Raw genomic sequence first — 21,343 nt, 5'->3', positions numbered from 1 at the left:
AATCATCTCACTACGCAATGTTAAACCATAAACTGTAACACAAGGTAAAAGCAGGATACCTATGAGAAACAATGCTACAAACCCTCTCGTATGACATAACGATATAACCCCTACTAGAAAAGTGACAAAGGCTGAGAATAAATTCACCATGTCCATCCTTGAACAAGATCTAGATAAACGTTAACTTCTCCAATTAAGGGCTTCTGGCATTTTGAAATCGCCCCGCAACCCCATCCACGCCACACGCAAACTCCAAAGCCCGGCAATTAATCCATACTCCTGAAGGTAGAATAAAAAGTATTTGATGAAGTGCTTTAGCATTCTGGTTAAACCGTAATACCGCGCAGCAATATAGGCTCCGTTTCTGAGAATGAGGAAATTTCTCAGGTGATCTTCAGTATGGTGTACGCTGAATGATACCCAAAGCACCTTCACCGACTTCGGCAACATTCGATTTGGTGGGTGAAAGAATAAAGCCTTCACAACAGTGCCGATTTTTACTCCGAACTTCTTTGCTCGCAGCATATATTCTGTCTCATCTCCCCATAAAAAGAACTCTTTTTGGGGAAGACCAGTCTTTTTTACAACGCTCCTGTGAACTAAGACGCCATTGAAAGGGTTAGAAACACCTTCCAGTAAAAAGCCCACTGCAGCACCCAAGGCATCTTTTTCTCTCTCTATTCTGCGCCCCTTGTAAACCAGGCCGAACGCGAGCCTTTTCTCGGAATCATCCTTTCGTAATACCAATGGAGCTCGTATACTTAGCTCATTGTCGCCCAATTCAAGCAACCTTTGCAAACAATCCGCCGCCGGAATTCCGTCATCATCCATCAACCAGATCCAGTTATAACCCTCTTCGTAGGCCCACTTCATTCCCTCGTGGAATCCCCCTGCTCCGCCCATGTTACTGGGGAGATCTATTACTTTTACCAGGGGGAACTCGTTCTGAAGCATCTCGCGCGTCCCATCAGTGCTGGCATTGTTCACGACCAGTATTTCGTCTGGGGGCCGCGTCTGCGTAATCAACGAGTGCAGACACTCCCGTAGAAGAGTCTTGCGGTTATAGGTCACTACAACAGCACACACACGTTCGTTCACCTGGCTACCTCCCCTTCAAATAGCTTCAAGGCTCTTTCCACAGCCTGGTCCATATTGTAGTACTTGTAGTCTGCCAATCGCCCAGCAAAGAGTACTGTACCCTTCAGCTTCTTAGCTTCCTCCAGGCAACGTGCATAGACTTCCCGATTCTCCTCCCGGAGCACCGGGTAGTAGGGATCGTTCTCCCCCGGCCGGTAGGCCTCTGGGTATTCGTAAACCAAGGTAGTCACCGGCAATTGCTGCCCCGAGAGGTGCTTCTGCTCAGTGATTCGGGTGAAGTCGTACTCGTTGGGGTAGTTTACCGTACCTGCTTCCTGGAACCACTCCTGATGCAAAGTTACGAACTCAAAGCGCAACGAGCGGTAGGGGAGCGGCCCATGCATATAGTCAAAGAAGGCATCAATAGGCCCGGTGTAGATCATGCGGTTAAAGCGCACCTCATCCAGGATCTCCCGGAAGTCGGTGTTGAGCAAGATCTTGATGTTGGGATTCCGGAGCATTTGGCGAAACATAGCGGTATAGCCCTCGCCAGGGATGGCCTGGTAGATGTCCTGGAAGTAGCGGTCGTCACGGCTTATGTAGACCGGTACCCTCTCGGTTACGGAAGGGTCGAGTTCCTCCGGCCTCAGTCCCCACTGCTTCAGAGTGTAACCGTAGAAGATGTTCTGGTAAACATACTCGGCCAAAAAGCGAATGTCCTTGTCCTCATTCTCCCGAAGTCTCAGAATTGGCACCTTTGCGCCCAGACCATAATAGCCGACGAGTTTTTCCTCCAGGCGCTCGGCATGGCGGGGAGGGAAAATGGCGTAAAGGGAATTTAAGTTGAACGGTATAGGTATCTTCTTCCCTTCCACAATCCCCAGTACCCGATGTTGGTAAGTCCGCCACCGCGTGAAGCGGGATAGATAGTCCCAGACCTTCTTGCTGTTGGTGTGGAAGATATGGGGACCGTAGCGATGTACCAAGATGCCGTGTTCGTTGTACTCGTCATAGGCGTTGCCCCCGATGTGGTCGCGACGTTCAACCAAAAGCACTTTCTGACCCATCACCGAAGCGATCCGCTCGGCCAGCGTAGCCCCCGTGAACCCTGCGCCCACGATCAGCCAATCTACCTTCATACCGTCTCCTCCTGCAGGGGGCTAAGCCCCAGACGCGAAAGTATAACATACATAGCCAATGTGACAAAAGCTTCAGAAATGACCACTGCCCAGGCCATACCTTGCGGGCCAAAGCGAGGGGCGAGCAATACCGCCAAAACGAGATTGAGCAGTCCAGCAGAAACAATGATCACGTTGAAATTACGATCTAGGCCCAGGGGTAGCATCCACTGAATGCCAAAAACGTTACTCAACGCGATAATGGGGAGCAACAAAGCCATGAGCCGTAGCACGGGGACTGCTGGCTCGTATCCTGGACCGAGTAATACGCGCACTGCTAGAGGTGCCGCAATAATAAGCCCCGCAGCCATCAGTCCCCCAGACAGCCCCATCACAAATAGGCTAAACCGGGCCAAACGACGCGCCCTACTATAGTCCCTCGCGATTTCATGACTCACTCTAGGGTATAAGGCCTGGGAGATGGGACCGACTAACGCTAGCACCGCCTTGGCAATCTTTTCTGCTCCTGCATAGTATGCTACGAGGGCAGGTGCAACGAAGAGCCCGAGAATAAAGGCGTTCGCAGTCGTATATAGGCTTACCGCGCTCCGGAAGAAGAACATGCTAAAACCCAGGCGAAGAGCTTGCCAGGTGTCCCAAAGTGTGGGAAGGCGGAAACGCACTTCCCTGTACATTAGGTTAAGGGACAGTCCAACCGCCATGCCATTACCAAACGCCTGGAGGGCTAGTACCCGCCAGGCATCTTCGCGGGCCTTAACGAGAGCAAAGATGCCCAGCATCACGAGCACACGGCTGCCGATATCCAGCAAAGCTGGCGTTTGCATGCGTTCGATCCCCTGGAAGTACCAAAGCGGGCTCAGACCTTGAAATATAGCCGCCAGCCAGGCCCACCAGAGTAACGCTGAATGGTCGTGAAAAAGGGGCGCCGCCAACCAAGATAGGCCAGCTATTCCCAAGCTCAAAACCAGTAGCAAACCCTTTGCCCCCAGAACCCCCGCCGCGATACCAGCCACCCTGGATGCGTCCTCCCGATAACGGGCTACGTCGCGGGTCGCCGAAAGGTTGAACCCGTACTCCACGAGAAGAGCCAGCCAGAGGGCAAACGACTGCGCGAAAGCAAGTAAACCGAAGGTCTCGGCCCCCATTACCCGCGCTAGGTAGGGCAACGTAAAAAGCGGGATAAGGTATCCTGCAAAACGAACGCCATATAGATACAGAATGTTTTGCCCTACAGGATGCCGAAGCAGACGATTAATCATAAAAAATCACCAAGCGTTATCCGGGTACTCACACTCAATATATCTTGAGGTTCGAGAGCAGAAAGTGCTGTAGACGAGAACAATTAGATGACCGGCTCGGCCTAAAATTATAAAGCCGCGTGAGAATGGGCAAAGCCAGCACCACGATGGCCTGCACTACCGCTGTGCCTCCAGCGAGAACCGCCACATTACGGGCAAAGGAACTCCTGCGAAGCAGGGCCTTAATACGGGTAAGGCCGGCGCTCATACCAGAGTGGCCTCCAGGACTTTAGCAACCCTTGCCTGTGTTTCATCAAGGATTTTCGGCCAGATGGGCAGCGACAGCACTTCGCCAGCCGCCTTTTCGGATTCTGGTAGACGGTAGTTGCTTCCGGCGTAGACCGGCAGTTTGTGCACGGGAACAGGATAGTAGACCATGGTGCCGATGGCCTGGTCGGCCAGGAACTGCTTCATCTTATCCCGCATCCCGTCCGGCACCCGTATAGTGTACTGGTGATAGACATGCCTGGCGTACGGGGCTTCGTAAGGTGTTACGATGCCCGGCACGTCTTTTAGAAGCTCATTGTAACGCTTTGCCGCCTGCCGCCTGGCCTCGTTCCACTCATCAATGTGCGGCAGTTTCACCCGCAGGATGGCGGCCTGGATCTCGTCCAGGCGAGAGTTGTAGCCTATTACTTCATTGTAATACTTCTTTTTAGCCCCGTGGACCCGCAGCATGCGGGCTTTTTCCGCAATTTCGTCGTCATTGGTGGCGATAAGCCCCCCGTCACCGAAAGCGCCCAGGGTCTTAGAAGGGAAAAAGGAAAAACACCCGGCGTCGCCGATAGTGCCGAGTTTCCGTCCTTTATACTCCCCCCCGAAGGCCTGGGCGGTATCTTCGATTACTTTAAGGTTGTACTTCTTCGCCAGCTCCATTATGGGGTCCATGTCGGCGGCCTGGCCGTAGAGGTGCACCGGCAAGATGGCCCTGGTGCGCGATGTGATGGCTGGCTCGATAAGGTCGGGGTTGATATTGAAAGTCTTTGGGTCGATATCGACAAAAACCGGAGTTGCTCCCACCTGGCTGATGGCCTCGGCGGTGGCAAAAAAGGTGAAGGGAGTGGTAATTACTTCAGCCCCAGGACCGATTCCTGCGGCGCGTAAGGCTATAACCAGGGCGTCGGTACCTGAGTTCACCCCGACGGCGTGCTTGACCCCCAGGTAAGCGGCTGCTTCCTGTTCAAAGGCTTTTACATTGGGACCCATGATGAACTGGCCTGACTTCAAGACACCCTGGATGGCAGCCATCAGCTCGTCCCAGAGGGCTTCAATCTCGGGAGTAAGGTCTAAAACGGGAATTTTAGGCAATCCGCTCAACGGTAGCTTCTCCTCGCTTTTCATATTTCTTGCCGCATTCGCTGCAGGTAGTGGTATTCCCGGCAAACTTTAAAGGTACGCCGCACTCGCAGGCCCAGCCGGCGATCCGGGCCGGTACGCCGGCCACCAGGGCGTAGGGCGGCACGTCTTTTGTCACCACCGTCCCCGCCGCAACAAAAGCCCATTCGCCGATAGTCACCCCGCAGACAATTGTGGCATTGGCGCCGATGGAGGCCCCCCTCTTCACCAGAGTGCTAGCGTAATCGCTGCTGGTATTGCGGGGATAAGCCGCCCGCGGCGTTCTGACGTTGGTAAAGACCATGCTCGGCCCGCAAAAGACGTCGTCTTCCAGGATAACCCCTTCGTAAACGGAAACGTTGTTCTGGATCTTGACGTTGTTGCCTATTTTTACGTTCCGGGCCACAAAAACATTCTGGCCCAGGTTGCAGTTTTCACCTATTTCCGCTCCCGGCATAATATGACAGAAGTGCCAGACCTTCGTTCCCCTGCCGATTCTGGCCCCGGCATCTACGCAGGCCGTTTCGTGGACAAAATAATCTTTTTCGCTCATACTCCATCTTCCTTCAATTGTTTTCCGGCCCTCTCCAGGACTTCGATTACCTCCAGGGCGCTCCGGCCGTTAGATAAAGGCTCTTTCCGCTCCTTTATACACTCCAGGAAATGGCGGCACTCCAGCAGGAGTGGTTCTTCACTGCCCCGGAAGACTACCTCGCTGCCCTCATCACGGTTATGCAGCTCCGGGGTTATCCGCTTTTTATGCAGAACGACCTCCTGCGCCAGTTCATCATAGGTAAGCATGGCTTTGGAACCGGCTATGGTCAGGCGGCGCCTCTGCTCCGGCCACAGCCAGGATACATGCAGGTGGGCCTGCACGCCGCCGCTAAACTTGAGATGCACGTGGACATCGTCTTCGATACCTTCCTGCAGGAAACACTGGCCTGCGGCCTTGACCTCCTGTGGCTTTTCTCCCACCAGGTAGAGGAGCACGGCAATATCGTGGACGCCGAAGCTCCACAGGACGTTCTCCACCGCGCGCACGCGACCGAGCTTCAACCTTTCCTGGGAGAGGTAGGCTACATCGCCGACGGCGCCGGAGGCAATATAGTTTTTCAGCCACTGGATGGCTGGCTGGTAGAGGAGAAGGTGCCCGGCCATCAGGATGCGGTTTTTAGCCGCCGCCAGGTCTACCAGTTCTTCAGCCTCGGCCCGGGATAGGGCCAGGGGTTTCTCGACAAATACGTCTTTACCGGCCAGCAGGGCCTCCCGCGCTACCCGGTAGTGGGTATGGGCCGGTGTAGCCACGGCTACGGCAGGAACGTCGCTGGCGATAATTTCCCCGGCTTCTTTATAAACCGTAACGCCGGGGTAATCTGTCCTGATGGCCTTTTGCAGCTCGGGATTTACCTCCGCTACCCCGGCCAGTTCCCCCAGGCGGTGGAAAGTGCGCACCAGGTTTTTACCCCAGTTCCCCGCACCGATTACTCCTACATTCATAGGTCATTCCCTTTCGTTCCAGGGCTCAAATTTTGATGATCTTGTGCCGGTTATTATTTACGTGTTTAGTAGCGTTGCGCGTATCAACGACGATCCTGGCCTGATCCACCACCCACTGGTAGTCGATACCGGAGTGGTCGGTGAGAATCAGGACGAGATCGGCGGCGGCGATTCTTTCGGCCGAAAGCTCCACGCTGGCGGCGCTGAATTGAGGGCATTCCCGGGGTTCTATAAAGGGAATATAGGGATCATGGTAGCTCAAAACCGCGCCGCGTTTGATGAGCTGGGGGATAATCCTCAAGGCCGGAGACTCCCGGATGTCGGGAATGTCTTTTTTGTAAGCCACGCCCAGGATAAGGATGCGGGAGCCGTTAACGGCTTTTTGTATCCTATTTAAGGCCTCGATAACCTTATCGACAACATAATAAGATACCTGGATGTTGATTTCCCCCGCAAGCTCGATGAAACGGGTTTGGAAGTCGTACTCCCGCGCCTTCCAGGCCAGATAAAAGGGATCGACGGGGATGCAGTGACCGCCAACGCCCGGGCCGGGATAAAAGGTCTGGATGCCGAAGGGCTTGGTACCGGCGGCGTCAATTACTTCCCAAACGTCCAGGCCCATTTTGTCGCAGAGGAGCATTAATTCATTCACCAGGGCTATGTTGACGGCGCGGTAGGTATTTTCGAAGACTTTCGTCATCTCGGCTACGGCCGGCGAGGATACCGGTACTACCTGCTGGATGGTCTGGGCATAGAAGGTACAGGCCACCTCCAGGCATGCGGGTGTCACGCCGCCGACGACCTTGGAAATGTTGTTAGTGGTAAAACGCTTGTTGCCGGGGTCCACCCTTTCCGGCGAATGGGCCAGGAAGAAATCTTCGCCTACCTTGAGGCCCGTTGCTGCTAAGCGGGGCAGGATGACCTCCTGGGTGGTGCCGGGGTAGGTGGTGCTCTCCAGGGTAATTAGCTGGCCCGGGCGCAAGTGCCGGGCTATTTCTGCCGTAACGTTTTTGATGTAGGTGATATCTGGATCACGGTTGGCGTCCAGGGGGGTGGGAACGCAGATGACGATGACATCGGCCTGGGGTAAACAGTTGAAATCAGTATAAGCTTTTATCTTCCCCTCTTGGACCAGGGATTTTAACTCTTCATCTTTGACGTCCAGGATATAGTTTTCGCCGTTGTTTACTTTGAACGCTCTTTTAGGATTCTGCTCGATGCCTAAAACATTAAAGCCCACCTTGGCTTTCTCTACCGCCAGCGGTAGGCCTACATATCCCAGGCCGACAACGGCTACGTTGGCCTGGCGCGTTTTGATTTTATGTATCAGTTCGGCGGCATAAGTTTTTTCGGTAATGACATGGGGAACGGACATGTAGGTCGCTCCTTTAATAAAAAATGGGCCGGTTGGCCACAGGAATGAGCTGCTTGGTGGTGGTGTATGTGAGGGGCCGCAGGCGGGTGCCCTTGCCGCCGGAGAGGATAAGGCCTTTCATGGTTTAAGTCACTCCGGTATCTATAACATATTTATTCAAGGCTTGTTCCCGGGCGGTCATCTTCGTCCTCCCGAATTTTCAAAAGATCGTCGACCAGGTCACGACGATCTTTCCATTTCCCGGCAATAGCCCGCACTACCCTTTCCTGTTGCCGTTTATTAACAACTCTGATAGTGATTTTGTTGGTAGCAGGGATAATCGGCAACACTGGGACTACCCCACAAAATACCATTATATGTTACTATGAGTGCCTTTTAATTTCTTTATACTCTCTTATCTCTACAATCGGTCGATTATATTCACCACTTCAATTCCCTGCAATACTACGTACTCTTCCCCGGCCTGCCAGGTGATTACCAGGGTGTTGCGGCCGTCTATACCCGCCAGGTCTGCAGCGCAGGAAGCGGAAAGGCCAGTACGGCGGGCGATCTCACGCTGGGTGAGCTTGTCGTTTCTTTGCAGACAGTCCAGGACTGCGTAATGGCTATTCATGCCGACTGCTCCATTATATTTATTTCGACATATCTTATGCTTACTTTATGAACAATAATACCAGCATATGTTAAGCGCGTCAATGGATTACAAGGTTAATTTTGTATAATGGCTGCGTAGCGCAGTGCCGCCAGGATATCTTCTTTTTTCACAACAATACTATTTGATAAGCACACTATCTTCAATTTTATCTTTTCTTTGAAGCTTTTTCTCAACTTCTTCGCGTTTGCGAGGGGACAAATTACCCTCTTCAGGCTCCTGTCGCTCTAATGCCAAATGCGGAACCTCACCTTCACTTTAGTAGAACAGTAACAACCATTGCAGCTATACCCAGGATCGTAGCTATAGCCATCCCTATTATCCAGCGGCGGGTCTCCTCGTTATCCGAACGTATAGCCTGCATGTCGGCCCTGATGGTCTGAACCTCTGCGTGCCGCTGATTATCGCGGTCGCGGATTTCACCCAGGGTCTGGCTCACCATAGCGGCAATACGCTCCTCGGTAGCTTGCAGCGATTGCTTGATTTCGCCGATATCACGGTCCAGCTTATCGAGATATTTCTCCTGCCAGTCCACCTGAGTCTCCCCTTCCCGGGTAACGGCTGTTTCATTAATTGCCTGCGCCGTTTGGACAATTCTTTGCATTAGTTCGTTTCTTAGATTCTCCTGTCTCTCAGAAACTCTTGGTACGAATACAATCCTATCGAGGAATGCCTCTTTTATAATATTCCCAATGGGCAGTCCAGCATCATTGACGGTAATATCACGGGGCGTTTGTTCAAAAGTAGTCTGATCTCCGCCGGGGAATTGGATTATGTTATTTTTCTGAATCAATAGCTTTTTTCCCTCCCATTATAGTTTGGGCGGCAGCTACTACATCAGAGGCCCGTTCGGAGATAAGTTTATTAAGCATATCCCGTATACGTATCAGATGTGGCCAAGACACAACCACGCGGCTAACGATACGCCCATTCGGCATATACTGGACGCCAGGAATAGGGGGCTTAGTTTCTGTTCGGTTTGCTGCCTCGGCTTCTGGATATCGTTGAATAAAGGTTAGAATAACCCTTTCCGCGTTAGCGTCAACTCTTACAATATCGGCAAACTCTAATCGCATGGCGTGCTCGTCCGCATACATTGCCAGGTTGGCGTCTTTTTGTTCTTCCACCCGCTAACCCTCCCCTCAACAAAGAAGCTAAAAGAGCATACTAAAAAGCCCTCTGCTTAAATAGTTCTACTACCGCTAATAATTAATACCATTTTATGTAACTATGAGTGTCTATTATTTTTTTCTACTCCCTAATCCCTACAATCGGGGGATTATATTCACCACTTCTATCCCCGGGGGCTGGTATTCTTCCCCGGCCTGCCAGGTGATTACCAGGGTATTGCGGCCGTCTATACCGGCCAGATCTGCAGCGCAGAAAGCGGAAAGGCCAGTGTAACGGGCGATGTCGCGCTGGGTGAGCTTGTCGTTTCTTTGCAGACAGTCCAGGACTGCGTAATGGCTATCCATGTCGACTGCTCCATTATATTTATTTCGACATATCTTATGCTTACTTTATGAACAATAATACCAGCATATGTTAAGCGCGTCAATGGATTACAAGGTTAATTTTGTATAATGGCTGCGTAGTTAAGAGCTCCCTGGAAGTTCTACCAGGCCGGTAACACCGTCCTGGATAAGTAGTTCATACTGGATACTACTTAGCATTTTATTAAGACCTGTTATTACTTAACCAGTTCTTTGATAAACCTCTCCAATTCTTCCCTGCGCCTGGAAACCAGTTTATAGGCCAGCATTCCTTCGCGTTCGGCTATGCCGGCTATGATGGCGACCTCGATTACCTGCAGTTCTGTAACCTTCCATATAATCCGGAGCGACCTGTTATCTACATAAACGCTCCGGTATCCTGCCAGGGGCCTGCCGGCCTGGTTCTCCATCTCTTTGCCAAAAGTTAAAGTAATCCGCCTGGTACGATATTCCTGCTTTCGTTTTTCTGCTTTATTGGCTTTCCTTAGCAGCCGGTATTAGCGGTTAACGACAGGTTCTGGCTCGTAATTGTATGCAAACATTAGTTCGTTTTTGCAGGCAACCATGCTATGATGTAGCCGTCCGAAGGGAGGTGAAACAAATGGCTGTGATCAGTACCCCGCTGGCCACCACTTTACGCCTGCAGGTGCAGACCGGGACCGACGCTACTGGGCAGCCCGTTTACCGGGTGCGCTCCTACAGCCGCGTCAAACCCTCTGCCAGCGACCAGGATGTCTACGACGTCGCCCAGGCCATCGGCAGCTTGCAGGTACATCCCGTTAACGCCGTCAGCCGCGTTAACGAGAACGACCTCAGTGCCGGCGCCTAAGTAAATCTATAGGAGGTGAACAGTTATGCTTACCAAACGCCTGGAATTGATCTTCCAGAATGCCGCCGGCCGCCGCACCACCCTGGCCGTCCAGGACCCACGCGACAACCTGACCGAAGCTGAAGTCCGGGCCGTCATGGACCTTATCCTGGCCAGGAACATCTTTACCTCGCCCGGCGGCGACTTGACGGCTATCGTCGGGGCCCGTATCGTCACCAGGGATGTCACCGACATCATCGCTGCTTAAGCTTTGCGGTTAGTTATTCCAGGATGGGGTGAGCGGGTTGAGGTACTCGTAGCTCACCCCATCCCCTTAATTTAGCAGGAACCGTTCAAGGTGGCTTTGGAGGAGCCGCTCATGGCGACATACCGCCACCATCGAATGGTGGAAATAAGAAGAGGAGGCTCCTGGTATGCTGCAGGTCAAATTTAGTTATTTCGCCCGGCCCCGGCGGGGACGCTGCAACTGCTGCGACCGCCAGCAAACCCTGGAAGGTAAAATCCTGCTCCTGGAGGATACTGCCCTCATCGGCGACCTTATTCTCTGCGGCGAATGCGCCGCCGCCTGGGGGGAACTCCTGGGCCAGGGCCGGGAAAAGGTAGTCCAGGAGTGGAACTTCAGCGAGGAAAAGGAGGGAGCCTGACATGGAAAACCTCTGGGTCCAGATCGGCAACTATGGCTTCCCCATGGTCATCGCCTTTTACCTCTTAGTCAGGGTGGAGAAAAAACTCGACGACCTGACGGCGGCCATCCAAGCCCTGGCCCAATCTTTGAACAGGGCCGCGCCGGGCTAAAGCCAATGCCGGGGCCGTAAACTGAAGCTCCGGCCGGTGCCGCAGGCCGGCTGCTGCCGTTATGTCGATTCGTGATTAATGGCCGTCTTGATGGGCGAACTTCTGTTCGTTTATAATATAACTTAGGCAGGAGGTGGTATATTTGGCAGTCAGCTGGATACAGAAAGGTCTGTGGCAAAATCTTAATTGCCTGGTGCCGGTCTACGGCACAGGCGACGACTGCGGTAACTACACCGAGGTCTGGCTGGACGACGGCCAAAAAATCCTGGACCGCCGTCGGACAAAGACCGTCCTGAAGGCCCTGGCCTCTCATCTGGGGGTTTCCTGGCGGCAGGAGTATACCGCCTGGTCCAGGGAAGGCCGCAGTCACCTGGCCCCCATTGTCCTGGGGCCGGAAATGGTCCTGGTACCTTTACGCCTGCGCCGGCCCCGCTGCCGTGATGAGGGCGGGACAGGCTATGTGGTCGGTAGCAAAGTAAAAAGTTTTGAGCCTTACGTCGAGGGCTTCTTTCGCACCCGGCTGATCCTGGCCGGCAACCAGGTCCTGCCCTGCCTTTTAAATATGGATACCCTGGCCCTGCGCCTGCTGGACGGAGAAAGAGCCCTCCAGCGCCGCCGGGAAACCTTTTGTAAACTTTCCGCCCGCGGTACTGTCTGCCGTGAAAAAAACAGCTGCTACCTGCTGGTAGAGCCCGGCGGCAGTACTGTCGCCGCACAGCTCATCGACCGCAAGGGTGACGTCATAATCCTCCGTCGGGAAGAAAAATTGAGCCCCCTGTGACTGCAGGGGACTGCTTTCATTGCGGGGACCTATCATGCTATCTGCCTTTTTGCCTATAATGTATCACACTACTTAACAAGTTTAAAGCTCATTATAATATTACAGAGGAAAGGGGCTGCACGACTGGCTTTCGTGACAGCCCCGCTTTTTGGATTTGTGCCCTCTCAAAAAATTAAGGTTCGATAATTACGAACCGGACCTCACTCCTGGGAACTTGATCTGTTTCACTGTTTCTCCACTTTTCCATCTCAAAGGGGTCTCTCCATCTCCAGGCCAGCACATTCCCCCCGGTATAAATCAAATCGATAACACCGGTATCGAAAACCCTGACGTCGTTCATTTCCAGATCATATGCTTGGACCTCCTCCCGAACATTCCACATCCAGGTTATGAATTTATTTCCAATAGTTGGTGTAGTGCTGTATCGATGGGCACTATTATTGGTGATCTGGATAGATTCATCAGTATCTAAATTATATTTGACAATTTCGCCGTATTTACCCACTCTTGTGTCTCTGGCCAGCCAGGTAACATTCCTGCCATTTATCCGGGGTGCAAAGCTGCAATGGTTGGATGTTAGGCGAAACTTTTTTCCGGTGACTAAATCTTTAAAGAACACATCGCTTTCCGCCCGTATTTCTTCATATACGAAACGCGCCTGGGACCAAACCAGCTTATTGTCATATATGTCCGGACTGTTTAATATAACTCGTGGAGCGCCGGGCAACTCCTCGATTGCTTCTAGACGCCCTTGGTCGAGGTTATAGATATATATGACGCTTGTCAAATTCCCGTCTATAATTTCATATTGTGCCCATGTAATTTTATTGCCAAATATAGATAGATCCCCGGGTTCATAGCGAATACCAGAAGGCCCGGGGCCTTCGATCTTAATTTCCTCAACCCTGTTCTTGCTGATTTCGATTATCTTGCCGGTAGGGAGGTGTTTGGCTGCCAGGAGCCAATCTTCGGATTCAAAATCGGTAGTCCCTTCAATCCAGGCCACCCAGGGTCCATATTTGCATATAGAATGAATCTTCCTTTTTGAACTTAAGGGACTGGCCAGCTCATAAAGCTTTTGCTCATATGGATCGAAACAATAGTAGGTTAATGATATATCCCCGGGGTTGTGGGGATGGGGTAGAGTTACAATAATCTCTCCTTCATGGTTCACGCCAGCGACAGTGATAGCATGGGGTACTGTTTTATAGGGAATCGTTTCTTTCTCCTCAGGGTTTTCTTTTTGGTCTTTACTTTCCGGGGGCTTTATACTTGCCCTTCCTTTTGACTGCTCCCGGGCAACATCACCGTTGTTCGTTGTTGTTCCAGATAATATAAATTTTGACCCCGTCCCCAAAACTAATAGGCCGATGACCAGAAGAGCGATTAATTTCAACTTAGACATATCGATCTCTCCTATTTTGCAACTTCATATAAGTTTGTGATAAAGATAACGCTGGATCAAATTTCAATATTAGTCAAAAACGAAGAAGGGATATTGTTAGACCTATCCCTTCGGATTTGCTTTCTCTATATTACTTCTATCATATTACTTCTATCGCTTGAGTTCACATGAACCCAATCTATCCCCTCAAGTTGCCGGCGAAAGTACAAGTGGCATGTCCATTTTCATCTGTCCGTGGTAATAATCCCAGAGTAATGGTGAATGAACGACCTGACTATTAAGGATCATCCAATCCGGTTCCGGTGTGCAGCGTCGTCCACCTGTGGGGGTAGTCTCACAGCGTACTGCTGGATACAGGATATCTTCACTGCCATCGGCGAAACGAATATACAACATTTCCCTGTGCGGTGGTGCAACCGGGAGATCGCCTACCCCGGACGGGGGTTCGAATTTTTCTACACTGCGTAAGGCCATTACCAAGCGGTTCAGCGCCGGCCAGTCTTCCTTATTATCGCCATTTAAAATACGCGGCGATTTTCCTGCAGCCGGAGGCCAGCTTTGACGTGCTTCCATAATACGACCACGTTCTGGCATTACGGGCTCGTTAATCTCGGGATGCTGGGTTGACAGGGATGCTATCGGCTGCAAGCGCTGTAGCATCGCGACCATTTGTCCTCTGGTTACGATTTCATTGCCACCGAATCTCCCATCCGGGAAGCCACTGATCAGCCCTGATTTAATCCCTTGCATAACATAGCTTCTTACTTTTTCTGCTACCGTATCCCGGAATGGCCAGCGGATGTTTTCTAATCCCGTGAGCACAGCCGCTTGGGCCTCCGCCGACCATCCTTCCCTTTGGCGCTCTTCTTTAATGCGACGACGCGCCTCCAGGGCGGGGTTTACGGCCCGGGCCAGCCATATGACAGCCTCTAGCCGGGTCGCAGGGGCATCGGGCTCAAACCGGTTGCCCGCCCGGGCATCTTCGGTGGTTACCAGGGAGGCTGAAAAGGCAAGGGGTAAGGAGCCTTTTTGCCCGGCCCAGTGGTCCCGAGTATCCGGGAAATATTCGGCCATCATATCCGGCGGCAAGTTAATATCTGGTAGGTACTGTACCCGCTGCAGAGCTTTCACGATAAAGGTGACCGCCTCGGCCCGGGTGACCGGATTATCAGGACGAAAAGTACCATCCGGGTAGCCGTGCACATAGCCAACGGACGCCGCTTCTTGAATTACGGTCTCCGCCCAATGACCCTGGATATCTGTAAAAGCCGGTGCTGAATTGCCAGTTTCGTTACTCCTTTGGTCGCCAGGGTTCTGCCCAAGTGCTTGCCCTGTGGACAGTGGCACCTGTGTCCAAAGGATTAGCGAGAATAACAGGGTGATGGCAAGCTTGCAAGCCCACCCGATGAACCCGGGCACTTGTGACATTATTTCTTCCTCCTTTTGGCAGAGAAGGAAAGTTGGAATTAATACATAACTCGATCCAATTAGGTTCCAGGTCACCCAGGGTCCATATTTGCTCACCCTTTATAAAACTATTGACTTTGCCACATCTTATTTCCTTTATCATCCAATCCTAGCACGCGTATTTTTTCACCCCTGTTTAGGTAAAACCCTTCCCTAACTACTAAAAATCCTTCACCATTAACCATTTCTTTCATTATTACGCTGTCAGGAAAATGGATCTCTATTACAAATATATTTGGATTATATACAGTTCCATACACTAGAGTATAAGATTTTGCTTCATCTTCACTTTTATACGTATCAATTCCTACATTCATATTGTCAGACGCAGACAGCATTGAAGAAGAAGATATGCCTGGAACTACAACCCAACCGTTTCCTTTATGTTCCACTCGTACTATATAATCATTGTTTTTTTCTTTAGCAAAAAAGATAAAATCGTTTCCTAAAGGTTTTTTGTCAATAATACGCATCCCTTGATTGATAGAGAACAATGCTTCTTCAGGCGTCAAAAAAACCTTGGTCTCTTTATAAAGGCATCCCACTATAATAATTAGAAATACCAATATCAACCCCATAGCAAGTAATTGCCACTTTATATGGGAACGGTTATTATAAAGCATTTTGATCAACTCCCATTGCGGTAAAAATAGGTTTGAGCCCACTTTACATTCGTTGTAAAAGCTCAGACCTAAGGAATAGGTATTCTGTTTACATTAATATATTGAATAAAAATCGATCCACCAATCGTCATATAATAATTGTCCGTTTACATACAGGTCAGAGCCCACTCTGGTGCCCCACGCTCCTGGAGGATCCTTTTGGGTAAAAGGGAAGTCCCAGGTATTATTTGAATAAACTGCAGTTTTGGTACCGTAAGTATTCCAAATTGGCTCGCCTATATCATACTGATCACTGTCAGAGAAAAAAGTTCCATCTATTTTTTGTCCTTCTTGGCTAGTGTATACAAATGCATTTCTTACGTCATAGGAAAAATTATTTCGTTCCCACCATCCTTCCGTCCAATGAAATCTAATGTAGTATAAACCTCCATTAGCAGTAGTCGTTTCATATTCTGTTAACATACACTCTTTTATTTTACCATCATATGATCTAGAACTTTGATATGTTTCTACACTGGCAAGGGTAATATATTCTGTAGTTATTGTACCATCAGAAGCAACTTTTTGGCTTAATTTTTTTGTTGCTATTTTAACCGGGAGTTCGTGGAGTTTGCCATCTTTATCTTTAGCTGAAGCCATAGCCTTTATTGGTGAGGAATCTTGATTATAACTAAGCGATTTCATTAACTCGTCTACTATTTCCTGATTAACTTTGCTTTTTAGCTGGGTTTTCTCGGGCACAGAAGCTATAGCAACTGAACAGAATAATATGCTTACGGCCAGAGTAATTATCGCTATACAAATTTTCCTCATTCTCATAAACACTCCTTTCTTTAATTTGAATAAAGATATCTAAAACGACAGGAACGATCCATTGGAATCTCTCCCCCTTTTCATTTCCTGCTTCCATTTTATCACCATTTTACCCAATCCGATCTTTTTTTGGGATATAATGCGGTTTTTAGCGGATATAATGCGGTTTTTGCCAGACGAAATCAGCAGTGCCGGTTCAGGGGTCTTTGACAAATTTTAAAGGGGCAGGTTTCTTCCCTGTCCCCTTTTAGTAATTTACTTCAACAATTCTCGGGGAGCTTCCGGTTGGTACCAGGCCAGCCAGCTGGTCGGCCGGACCCCCAGCAGGGCGACAAATATCGCTAAGTTAGCCACTAGGGTAAATAAAAAGCGTCTCCTCATCCGGATCACCTCCCCCCTTTAGTAATAGAGCTGGTAACTTTTATTAATAACATGTCATAATGGTGCATCAATTTATAACCTGCCGGCAGTAGCGTGAATAGCTGCAGCAGTAGCCCTAAGGAAGCCGCGAAAATCAAGTCGTTCGTAAGTGGCAGGACGTTTGCCATCAAAACGTACGAAAACAAAACTCCTAAAGCCCATTTCTGCATATGTGACCTTTCTTCCGGTTTTTTAACCGGTCTGGAGGGATTATCTACGGGAACCTGGGATAGAGTTAACAGGATGGCCAGGCCGAGGACAATATAAAATAGTGTCAATGTCCAATCGCCCAATCCCCCGATAAACCTGGCAAGGATCCCAATTACTGTAAAAGCAACAATGCTTCCAAATAAACAACGAGCGAAGCCCGTACAATGGGCGCCCCCGGCCGGGAGGCGGAAAAGGGCTGAAGCCGTGAAGGCTGCCAGGGTTTGGGGCAAAACGCCCAGTACAGAGGGAATGGCTAAAAAACAAAATGTTTTAACTACAATTCCCAGGATTATTTCCAGTCCATAAGTAATAACAGGTATCCGGGAGGGATCAAGGCCGCCGTTAAAGGCCAAAGACTTTGCCAGGCGCAGCGATAGGTTATGAAGCATTCAATCAGTCCTTTGCTTAAATAAGATTAAGATGCTTTTTGACCAATTCAATATTGTTCCTGCTAATGAGGGCATCCTTTTTATATCCGGCAAACCTGACCACAAAGGAGTTATCGGCAAAAGGGCTGATCCTTTCCACCATATTTAAATTAATCAGGTATGACTTATGAACCCTTTGAAAGCAGTCATGTCTCTCCAGTTGCTCTACCAGTTCTCCAATGGTTTGACTCGTGGTATAGTCCCTTTTGACGGTATGGACTATTGTTGTGTTCTTGCCGCTCTTTTCGATAAACACTATTTCGTTGAGGTCGATAAGGATTATTTCTCCCCTGCTTTTTAAAGCCAGTTTGTTTAACTTTTGACTTCTTTTATTAACTTGTCTGAGGGCCAGCTTTTCTTCAATTTTAGCCAGGGCTTTCCTTAGGCGGAAGGCGTCAAAGGGTTTGAGAAGATAATCGACGCTGTTTATTTCAAAGGCATCGACGGCATACTCCGCATGAGCCGTAAAAAAGATGATTGAAATTGGTGGAATTATTGCCATGATTTCCCTGGCTACTTCAAGACCGTTCGGACCGGGCATTTCGATATCTAAAAAAGCAATATCCGGCCGCAGTTGGGAGGCTAAATCCAAGGCTGCCAGGCCATCAGCGGCTTCGCCCAGTACTTTTACCTTTTTAGTTTCCCGGAGTAATTTGCAAAAATAAGTCCTTTCCGCCTCGTTGTCATCGGCAATTATAGCTGTCAGCATATAATCACCTCATCTTCCACTTATGTACTTTGACAGGGAAACTTAACCCGGAAAGTAACCGGGTAAGCCTCGACTTCAATTGTCCCGCCGTGGTTCTCGACCACTTCCTTTACCGTAGCCAAGCCCAGGCCCCGGTCAGGCCCTTTGGTAGAGACGCCCGGCTGGAAGATAACATCTTTAATTGCGGAGTCTAAGGGAGGGCCGGAATTGCTGACGGTAAATAGATAATACAGGTTGGCCCTGGATATCTCCAATTCTATCCAGCGCTGATCGGGCGGTAAGGTCTCTACCGCCTCCATGGCGTTTTCCAGGAGGTTCCCCAGGATAGTAATTAGAGCATACGGCTTTACAGCCAAATCCTTCAAATCCGTACTTACGTCAATTAACATAGTTATTTCCTTAGTTAAAGCCTGATTGAGTTTATTTTGTAAGAAGGCAGCAATCACCGGTTGCTCCAACCGTATCAGGTGGCTGGTATTGCCCGCAATTTGCACTAAATGCGAGGCGTACTCCCGGGCCGGGACTTCTTTTCCCAAGGAAAGCAGGGCATAGACAGTGTCAAGATGGTTAATGATATCGTGCCTTTGGGCGCGTACGGTGCGCAAGAGGCTCTGAACGCTGTCCAGCTCCGTTTCTTTTCGCTCCAGGACTTGCTGTTGCTGCTTTAATTCCGATATTTTTTTAATCAATAAGAGAACCATAAGGTAAAATGACAGGCTAACAAGGTTCGCTCCTATGACTATCGGTTTATAGTAGGTATATTGGGAAAGCTGCAGGCTCTGGACAGCAATGTTTATTAGTAAGGACTGACCTAGCAAGGCCGCGATTAACCAGTAACTATGATTTGCGGTAGCCATTCACAAATCTCCTTTAAAACAGCGGTTATCCCTATATAGTAAATATGTTATTAATAATAGAATTATCAATTCCGGTATGGCCATAAGCAGGCGCAATTTGGGATCAGGCCAGGCGTCACTAAACCGGCTTAATCCTAATAAATGACTCTCCACTGGCAGTAAAATTATTTCAATAGCGCCAAGGGTGGCCAGGGTTGCCAGCGATGCTACCAAACTTTGATTGAAATCCAAATTAAATATTAGCCAAAATATTAGAGTTAAAACCGCAACCCCTATCAGGGCATGAACGCCATAAGGAAAAGGCAATCTCCTGATAAAATAGGAAATTATGGAGGAAAGGGCCGCCCCAATTAGTAGCCTGTAAATGCTGGGACAACGTTTAAATAGGCCTGAGCCAAAAAGCAATAACAGGATACTTTCCGGGAATGACTGTAAGGCCAAATTTATTAACGGCATTTTATCCATATTTTTTACCTCCAAGATATTCTTGGACCGGCTTCTCTTTCCTCCCGAATTAGGGCAAAATGCGGTTTTAGAAGGATATGATGCGGTATTTGGCGGATGAAATGCATGGCTTTATGTCTCAGCCTTTCGGACCGGTTTTCCCTACACTGTATTTAATGTCATTATTCGCCATAAACCTAAATTTTCCTGTCATAGAATGGCACTCCGCGGCTGGTTCTATATCGCCAGGAAGGGTAATAAAAAACCGCCTGGCAACAACGCGCCGGGCGGCAGCAATAAAGAACGTGTTTTAGCTAACATTTAACTTATGCTTGAAATGCTTTTCCGGAGCACCATCAGGCTATCAGATCATATGCCCTCCTCCAGGCTGCTCGAAATCGCACTTTAGTACAAAATTTTCCCTTTATAAGGCGCTGTTCGCCAGCTAGACGCACAGCGCCCTCTATTTTTTCCCGATTCATAAGTTGTTCAGTCGGTTTACTGCTTTTAAGTGTGAGGGGTTATTTCTCCTTAATCCTGTTCGTAACCTCTTTAGATATTCTGTCCAATTTTATGGTTATTTCTTCTTGCATTTTCTTCAATCTAAGCAATAAAACAATAATCGTCGTTAATAAGATCCCAAAAACAATTATAATCACTATAGGAATTAGCAATAGGAAGGAGTTGTAGAAACCGGCATACCATGGTGCCTCTGGAGGCATTAGCATATAGACCCCCCGTTAGGTTAAACTAATAATATATCCATTCTTCAGCCCAATTGAGAGAGGGATCAAAGTATCCATAAGCGTTTATTTTTACTGTTTGGCTTGCCCCCATATTTGTTGACCAAATACCCCTACCAGTAACACCAACTGCGTAAGGGCCAACATCGGTTAACACATCTGTTCCAAGCGGATTCACCTGATTACCATAAATAGCAGACCCAGTATCCCATTTTTCCTTGAGAATGGGATTGTTGCCATTAGGATCATAAATGAAATGTAACTCGTATCTTCCAACTTCTACTCCCAAAAGAAACCACTTATGCATCGCTATAGCATGTACGTAATCGCCTTCCCATGTATAATAGGCTGGGATTTGAGTTCCACCGGAAGTTATCTGATAGTCTAATGTAATGGCACTTCCGTCTCCGAAATCAATGGTTTTGGTTTGGCCAGCGTATACTCGTACACCATTAACTTTTTCTGCAACTTTCTTGGAGTCAAAAATTGAGAATTTGGAAAGTGCTTTAATGGCAGCTTGGTCGCCTTTATTAGCCTTTTCTAACATGTCTTTAACATTATTTTTTGTTATTACAGCAACTTCACTTTGCTGCGCATGCTGTTAGTTCATCCACTTTCTCCCTTCACCGGGGTTACATTTTATATAATTCTTCTAAATTAATCCAACGGTATCTCCCCCTCCCTATTCTTGCTACCTCTATTTTACCATCACTTTTCCTAATCGGATCCATTTGTGGGATATAATGAGGAAATATTGGGATAAAATGCGGTTTTTGCAAGACGAAATTTCCCGTGGAGCTTCTGGCTGGTACCAGGCCAGCCAACTTATAATGGACCCATAGGTTAAGACACAAAAACAAAAAAATTAAGCTATAATGGTGACATGGAAAAGAGAAAAAAATTTACAGCTGAACAAAAAGCAAACATCGTGTTGGAAATGCTCCGTGGGGAGA

28 protein-coding genes and 1 pseudogene are annotated in these 21,343 nt (G+C 49.1%); 5 read left to right on the top strand and 24 right to left on the bottom strand.

The features are described from left to right. Positions 1-180 precede the first annotated feature (180 nt). From E308F_RS14170 to E308F_RS14105, 14 genes and pseudogenes are all read right to left on the bottom strand, one after another. On the bottom strand, positions 181-1,098 hold the full coding sequence (locus E308F_RS14170) for a glycosyltransferase family 2 protein (RefSeq protein ID WP_141265555.1): 918 nt from the start codon (positions 1,096-1,098) through the stop codon (positions 181-183). After that, positions 1,095-2,216, bottom strand: coding sequence for a UDP-galactopyranose mutase (gene glf / locus E308F_RS14165; RefSeq protein ID WP_141265554.1), 1,122 nt, complete (start codon positions 2,214-2,216; stop codon positions 1,095-1,097). Before glf ends, E308F_RS14170 begins: the two co-directional genes overlap by 4 nt. Further along, positions 2,213-3,475, bottom strand: a complete 1,263-nt coding sequence (locus tag E308F_RS14160) for a flippase (RefSeq protein WP_141265553.1) — start codon at positions 3,473-3,475, stop codon at positions 2,213-2,215. Before E308F_RS14160 ends, glf begins: the two co-directional genes overlap by 4 nt. 243 nt (positions 3,476-3,718) lie before the next feature. Then, the gene (locus E308F_RS14150; protein ID WP_373995963.1) at positions 3,719-4,762 is read right to left on the bottom strand and encodes a DegT/DnrJ/EryC1/StrS family aminotransferase; all 1,044 of its coding nucleotides are present in this window, start codon (positions 4,760-4,762) and stop codon (positions 3,719-3,721) included. 52 nt (positions 4,763-4,814) lie between these two features. Beyond that, a complete protein-coding gene (locus E308F_RS14145) occupies positions 4,815-5,402 on the bottom strand; it encodes an acyltransferase (protein WP_141265551.1) in 588 nt (195 codons plus the stop codon). Then, positions 5,399-6,346, bottom strand: a complete 948-nt coding sequence (locus tag E308F_RS14140; RefSeq protein ID WP_141265550.1) for a Gfo/Idh/MocA family protein — start codon at positions 6,344-6,346, stop codon at positions 5,399-5,401. Before E308F_RS14140 ends, E308F_RS14145 begins: the two co-directional genes overlap by 4 nt. Before the next feature lie 25 nt (positions 6,347-6,371). Next, a complete protein-coding gene (locus tag E308F_RS14135) occupies positions 6,372-7,721 on the bottom strand; it encodes a nucleotide sugar dehydrogenase (RefSeq protein ID WP_141265549.1) in 1,350 nt (449 codons plus the stop codon). A gap of 16 nt (positions 7,722-7,737) precedes the next feature. Further along, positions 7,738-7,842 (bottom strand): annotated as a pseudogene (locus E308F_RS14130) (sugar phosphate nucleotidyltransferase); the annotation flags it as partial. Positions 7,843-7,873: 31 nt separating this feature from the next. Next, entirely contained in the window at positions 7,874-8,050 is a 177-nt protein-coding gene (locus E308F_RS15990; RefSeq protein WP_172613967.1) for a hypothetical protein, read from the bottom strand. 71 nt (positions 8,051-8,121) lie between these two features. Continuing rightward, positions 8,122-8,334 (bottom strand): winged helix-turn-helix domain-containing protein, encoded by a 213-nt coding sequence (locus tag E308F_RS14125; protein ID WP_141265548.1) that lies wholly within the window; start codon positions 8,332-8,334, stop codon positions 8,122-8,124. Between the two features lie 292 nt (positions 8,335-8,626). Continuing rightward, positions 8,627-8,977 (bottom strand): DUF1515 family protein, encoded by a 351-nt coding sequence (locus E308F_RS14120; protein ID WP_141265547.1) that lies wholly within the window; start codon positions 8,975-8,977, stop codon positions 8,627-8,629. 172 nt (positions 8,978-9,149) lie between these two features. Further along, positions 9,150-9,500 (bottom strand): DUF3467 domain-containing protein, encoded by a 351-nt coding sequence (locus tag E308F_RS14115; protein WP_141265546.1) that lies wholly within the window; start codon positions 9,498-9,500, stop codon positions 9,150-9,152. A 138-nt stretch (positions 9,501-9,638) separates the two neighbouring features. Next, on the bottom strand, positions 9,639-9,848 hold the full coding sequence (locus E308F_RS14110; RefSeq protein ID WP_141265545.1) for a winged helix-turn-helix domain-containing protein: 210 nt from the start codon (positions 9,846-9,848) through the stop codon (positions 9,639-9,641). A gap of 215 nt (positions 9,849-10,063) precedes the next feature. Further along, complete coding sequence (locus E308F_RS14105; protein ID WP_172613966.1) at positions 10,064-10,276, bottom strand: hypothetical protein; 213 nt, start codon at positions 10,274-10,276, stop codon at positions 10,064-10,066. A gap of 191 nt (positions 10,277-10,467) precedes the next feature. On the opposite strand from E308F_RS14105, the gene E308F_RS14100 reads away from it, so the two are divergent. The 5 genes from E308F_RS14100 (at position 10,468) to E308F_RS14080 (ending at position 12,271) form a co-directional block, all read left to right on the top strand. Beyond that, entirely contained in the window at positions 10,468-10,695 is a 228-nt protein-coding gene (locus tag E308F_RS14100; protein ID WP_054937772.1) for a DUF1659 domain-containing protein, read from the top strand. Positions 10,696-10,720: 25 nt separating this feature from the next. After that, positions 10,721-10,942, top strand: coding sequence for a DUF2922 domain-containing protein (locus tag E308F_RS14095; protein WP_141265544.1), 222 nt, complete (start codon positions 10,721-10,723; stop codon positions 10,940-10,942). A gap of 166 nt (positions 10,943-11,108) precedes the next feature. Further along, a complete protein-coding gene (locus tag E308F_RS14090; protein ID WP_141265543.1) occupies positions 11,109-11,339 on the top strand; it encodes a hypothetical protein in 231 nt (76 codons plus the stop codon). A gap of 1 nt (position 11,340) precedes the next feature. Next, complete coding sequence (locus E308F_RS14085) at positions 11,341-11,490, top strand: YvrJ family protein (protein ID WP_141265542.1); 150 nt, start codon at positions 11,341-11,343, stop codon at positions 11,488-11,490. 142 nt (positions 11,491-11,632) lie between these two features. After that, complete coding sequence (locus E308F_RS14080; protein ID WP_141265541.1) at positions 11,633-12,271, top strand: hypothetical protein; 639 nt, start codon at positions 11,633-11,635, stop codon at positions 12,269-12,271. Positions 12,272-12,443: 172 nt separating this feature from the next. Here the strand turns inward: E308F_RS14080 and E308F_RS14075 are convergent, their stop codons facing one another. The 10 genes from E308F_RS14075 to E308F_RS14030 form a co-directional block, all read right to left on the bottom strand. Beyond that, complete coding sequence (locus E308F_RS14075) at positions 12,444-13,676, bottom strand: hypothetical protein (RefSeq protein WP_141265540.1); 1,233 nt, start codon at positions 13,674-13,676, stop codon at positions 12,444-12,446. 186 nt (positions 13,677-13,862) lie between these two features. After that, positions 13,863-15,104 carry an S-layer homology domain-containing protein gene (locus tag E308F_RS14070; protein ID WP_141265539.1) on the bottom strand — a complete coding sequence of 414 codons (1,242 nt, stop codon included), beginning with the start codon at positions 15,102-15,104 and terminating at the stop codon, positions 13,863-13,865. A gap of 107 nt (positions 15,105-15,211) precedes the next feature. Further along, a complete protein-coding gene (locus E308F_RS14065) occupies positions 15,212-15,766 on the bottom strand; it encodes a hypothetical protein (protein ID WP_141265538.1) in 555 nt (184 codons plus the stop codon). A gap of 93 nt (positions 15,767-15,859) precedes the next feature. After that, the gene (locus E308F_RS14060) at positions 15,860-16,579 is read right to left on the bottom strand and encodes a hypothetical protein (protein WP_141265537.1); all 720 of its coding nucleotides are present in this window, start codon (positions 16,577-16,579) and stop codon (positions 15,860-15,862) included. Between the two features lie 255 nt (positions 16,580-16,834). Next, positions 16,835-16,960 (bottom strand): cyclic lactone autoinducer peptide, encoded by a 126-nt coding sequence (locus E308F_RS14055; protein ID WP_141265536.1) that lies wholly within the window; start codon positions 16,958-16,960, stop codon positions 16,835-16,837. 5 nt (positions 16,961-16,965) lie between these two features. Then, complete coding sequence (locus tag E308F_RS14050; RefSeq protein WP_141265535.1) at positions 16,966-17,598, bottom strand: accessory gene regulator ArgB-like protein; 633 nt, start codon at positions 17,596-17,598, stop codon at positions 16,966-16,968. A 16-nt stretch (positions 17,599-17,614) separates the two neighbouring features. Next, positions 17,615-18,346 carry a LytR/AlgR family response regulator transcription factor gene (locus E308F_RS14045; RefSeq protein WP_141265534.1) on the bottom strand — a complete coding sequence of 244 codons (732 nt, stop codon included), beginning with the start codon at positions 18,344-18,346 and terminating at the stop codon, positions 17,615-17,617. 20 nt (positions 18,347-18,366) lie between these two features. Beyond that, complete coding sequence (locus tag E308F_RS14040) at positions 18,367-19,203, bottom strand: sensor histidine kinase (RefSeq protein ID WP_141265533.1); 837 nt, start codon at positions 19,201-19,203, stop codon at positions 18,367-18,369. Continuing rightward, positions 19,204-19,668, bottom strand: coding sequence for a hypothetical protein (locus tag E308F_RS14035; RefSeq protein WP_141265532.1), 465 nt, complete (start codon positions 19,666-19,668; stop codon positions 19,204-19,206). It lies immediately after the preceding gene. 729 nt (positions 19,669-20,397) lie between these two features. Then, positions 20,398-20,937 carry a hypothetical protein gene (locus tag E308F_RS14030; protein WP_141265531.1) on the bottom strand — a complete coding sequence of 180 codons (540 nt, stop codon included), beginning with the start codon at positions 20,935-20,937 and terminating at the stop codon, positions 20,398-20,400. Positions 20,938-21,343 lie beyond the last annotated feature (406 nt).

Origin of the sequence: Moorella sp. E308F (assembly GCF_006538365.1) — a bacterium.
Classification (GTDB): domain Bacteria; phylum Bacillota; class DSM-521; order Neomoorellales; family Neomoorellaceae; genus Neomoorella.
Note: the sequence above shows the minus strand (reverse complement) of the source record. Positions and strands in the feature narration are given on the sequence as shown.

Bases quoted from the DNA above. Each gene is read 5' to 3' on its own strand.
- glf (WP_141265554.1), bottom strand. From the start codon at position 2,216: ATGAAGGTAGATTGGCTGATCGTGGGCGCAGGGTTCACGGGGGCTACG.
- E308F_RS14160 (WP_141265553.1), bottom strand. From the start codon at position 3,475: ATGATTAATCGTCTGCTTCGGCATCCTGTAGGGCAAAACATTCTGTAT.
- E308F_RS14150 (WP_373995963.1), bottom strand. From the start codon at position 4,762: ATGGCTGCCATCCAGGGTGTCTTGAAGTCAGGCCAGTTCATCATGGGT.
- E308F_RS14145 (WP_141265551.1), bottom strand. From the start codon at position 5,402: ATGAGCGAAAAAGATTATTTTGTCCACGAAACGGCCTGCGTAGATGCC.
- E308F_RS14140 (WP_141265550.1), bottom strand. From the start codon at position 6,346: ATGAATGTAGGAGTAATCGGTGCGGGGAACTGGGGTAAAAACCTGGTG.
- E308F_RS14135 (WP_141265549.1), bottom strand. From the start codon at position 7,721: ATGTCCGTTCCCCATGTCATTACCGAAAAAACTTATGCCGCCGAACTG.
- E308F_RS14125 (WP_141265548.1), bottom strand. From the start codon at position 8,334: ATGAATAGCCATTACGCAGTCCTGGACTGTCTGCAAAGAAACGACAAG.
- E308F_RS14120 (WP_141265547.1), bottom strand. From the start codon at position 8,977: ATGCAAAGAATTGTCCAAACGGCGCAGGCAATTAATGAAACAGCCGTT.
- E308F_RS14110 (WP_141265545.1), bottom strand. From the start codon at position 9,848: ATGGATAGCCATTACGCAGTCCTGGACTGTCTGCAAAGAAACGACAAG.
- E308F_RS14105 (WP_172613966.1), bottom strand. From the start codon at position 10,276: ATGGAGAACCAGGCCGGCAGGCCCCTGGCAGGATACCGGAGCGTTTAT.
- E308F_RS14100 (WP_054937772.1), top strand. From the start codon at position 10,468: ATGGCTGTGATCAGTACCCCGCTGGCCACCACTTTACGCCTGCAGGTG.
- E308F_RS14095 (WP_141265544.1), top strand. From the start codon at position 10,721: ATGCTTACCAAACGCCTGGAATTGATCTTCCAGAATGCCGCCGGCCGC.
- E308F_RS14090 (WP_141265543.1), top strand. From the start codon at position 11,109: ATGCTGCAGGTCAAATTTAGTTATTTCGCCCGGCCCCGGCGGGGACGC.
- E308F_RS14085 (WP_141265542.1), top strand. From the start codon at position 11,341: ATGGAAAACCTCTGGGTCCAGATCGGCAACTATGGCTTCCCCATGGTC.
- E308F_RS14075 (WP_141265540.1), bottom strand. From the start codon at position 13,676: ATGTCTAAGTTGAAATTAATCGCTCTTCTGGTCATCGGCCTATTAGTT.
- E308F_RS14070 (WP_141265539.1), bottom strand. From the start codon at position 15,104: ATGTCACAAGTGCCCGGGTTCATCGGGTGGGCTTGCAAGCTTGCCATC.
- E308F_RS14065 (WP_141265538.1), bottom strand. From the start codon at position 15,766: ATGCTTTATAATAACCGTTCCCATATAAAGTGGCAATTACTTGCTATG.
- E308F_RS14060 (WP_141265537.1), bottom strand. From the start codon at position 16,579: ATGAGGAAAATTTGTATAGCGATAATTACTCTGGCCGTAAGCATATTA.
- E308F_RS14055 (WP_141265536.1), bottom strand. From the start codon at position 16,960: ATGAGGAGACGCTTTTTATTTACCCTAGTGGCTAACTTAGCGATATTT.
- E308F_RS14050 (WP_141265535.1), bottom strand. From the start codon at position 17,598: ATGCTTCATAACCTATCGCTGCGCCTGGCAAAGTCTTTGGCCTTTAAC.
- E308F_RS14045 (WP_141265534.1), bottom strand. From the start codon at position 18,346: ATGCTGACAGCTATAATTGCCGATGACAACGAGGCGGAAAGGACTTAT.
- E308F_RS14040 (WP_141265533.1), bottom strand. From the start codon at position 19,203: ATGGCTACCGCAAATCATAGTTACTGGTTAATCGCGGCCTTGCTAGGT.
- E308F_RS14035 (WP_141265532.1), bottom strand. From the start codon at position 19,668: ATGGATAAAATGCCGTTAATAAATTTGGCCTTACAGTCATTCCCGGAA.
- E308F_RS14030 (WP_141265531.1), bottom strand. From the start codon at position 20,937: ATGTTAGAAAAGGCTAATAAAGGCGACCAAGCTGCCATTAAAGCACTT.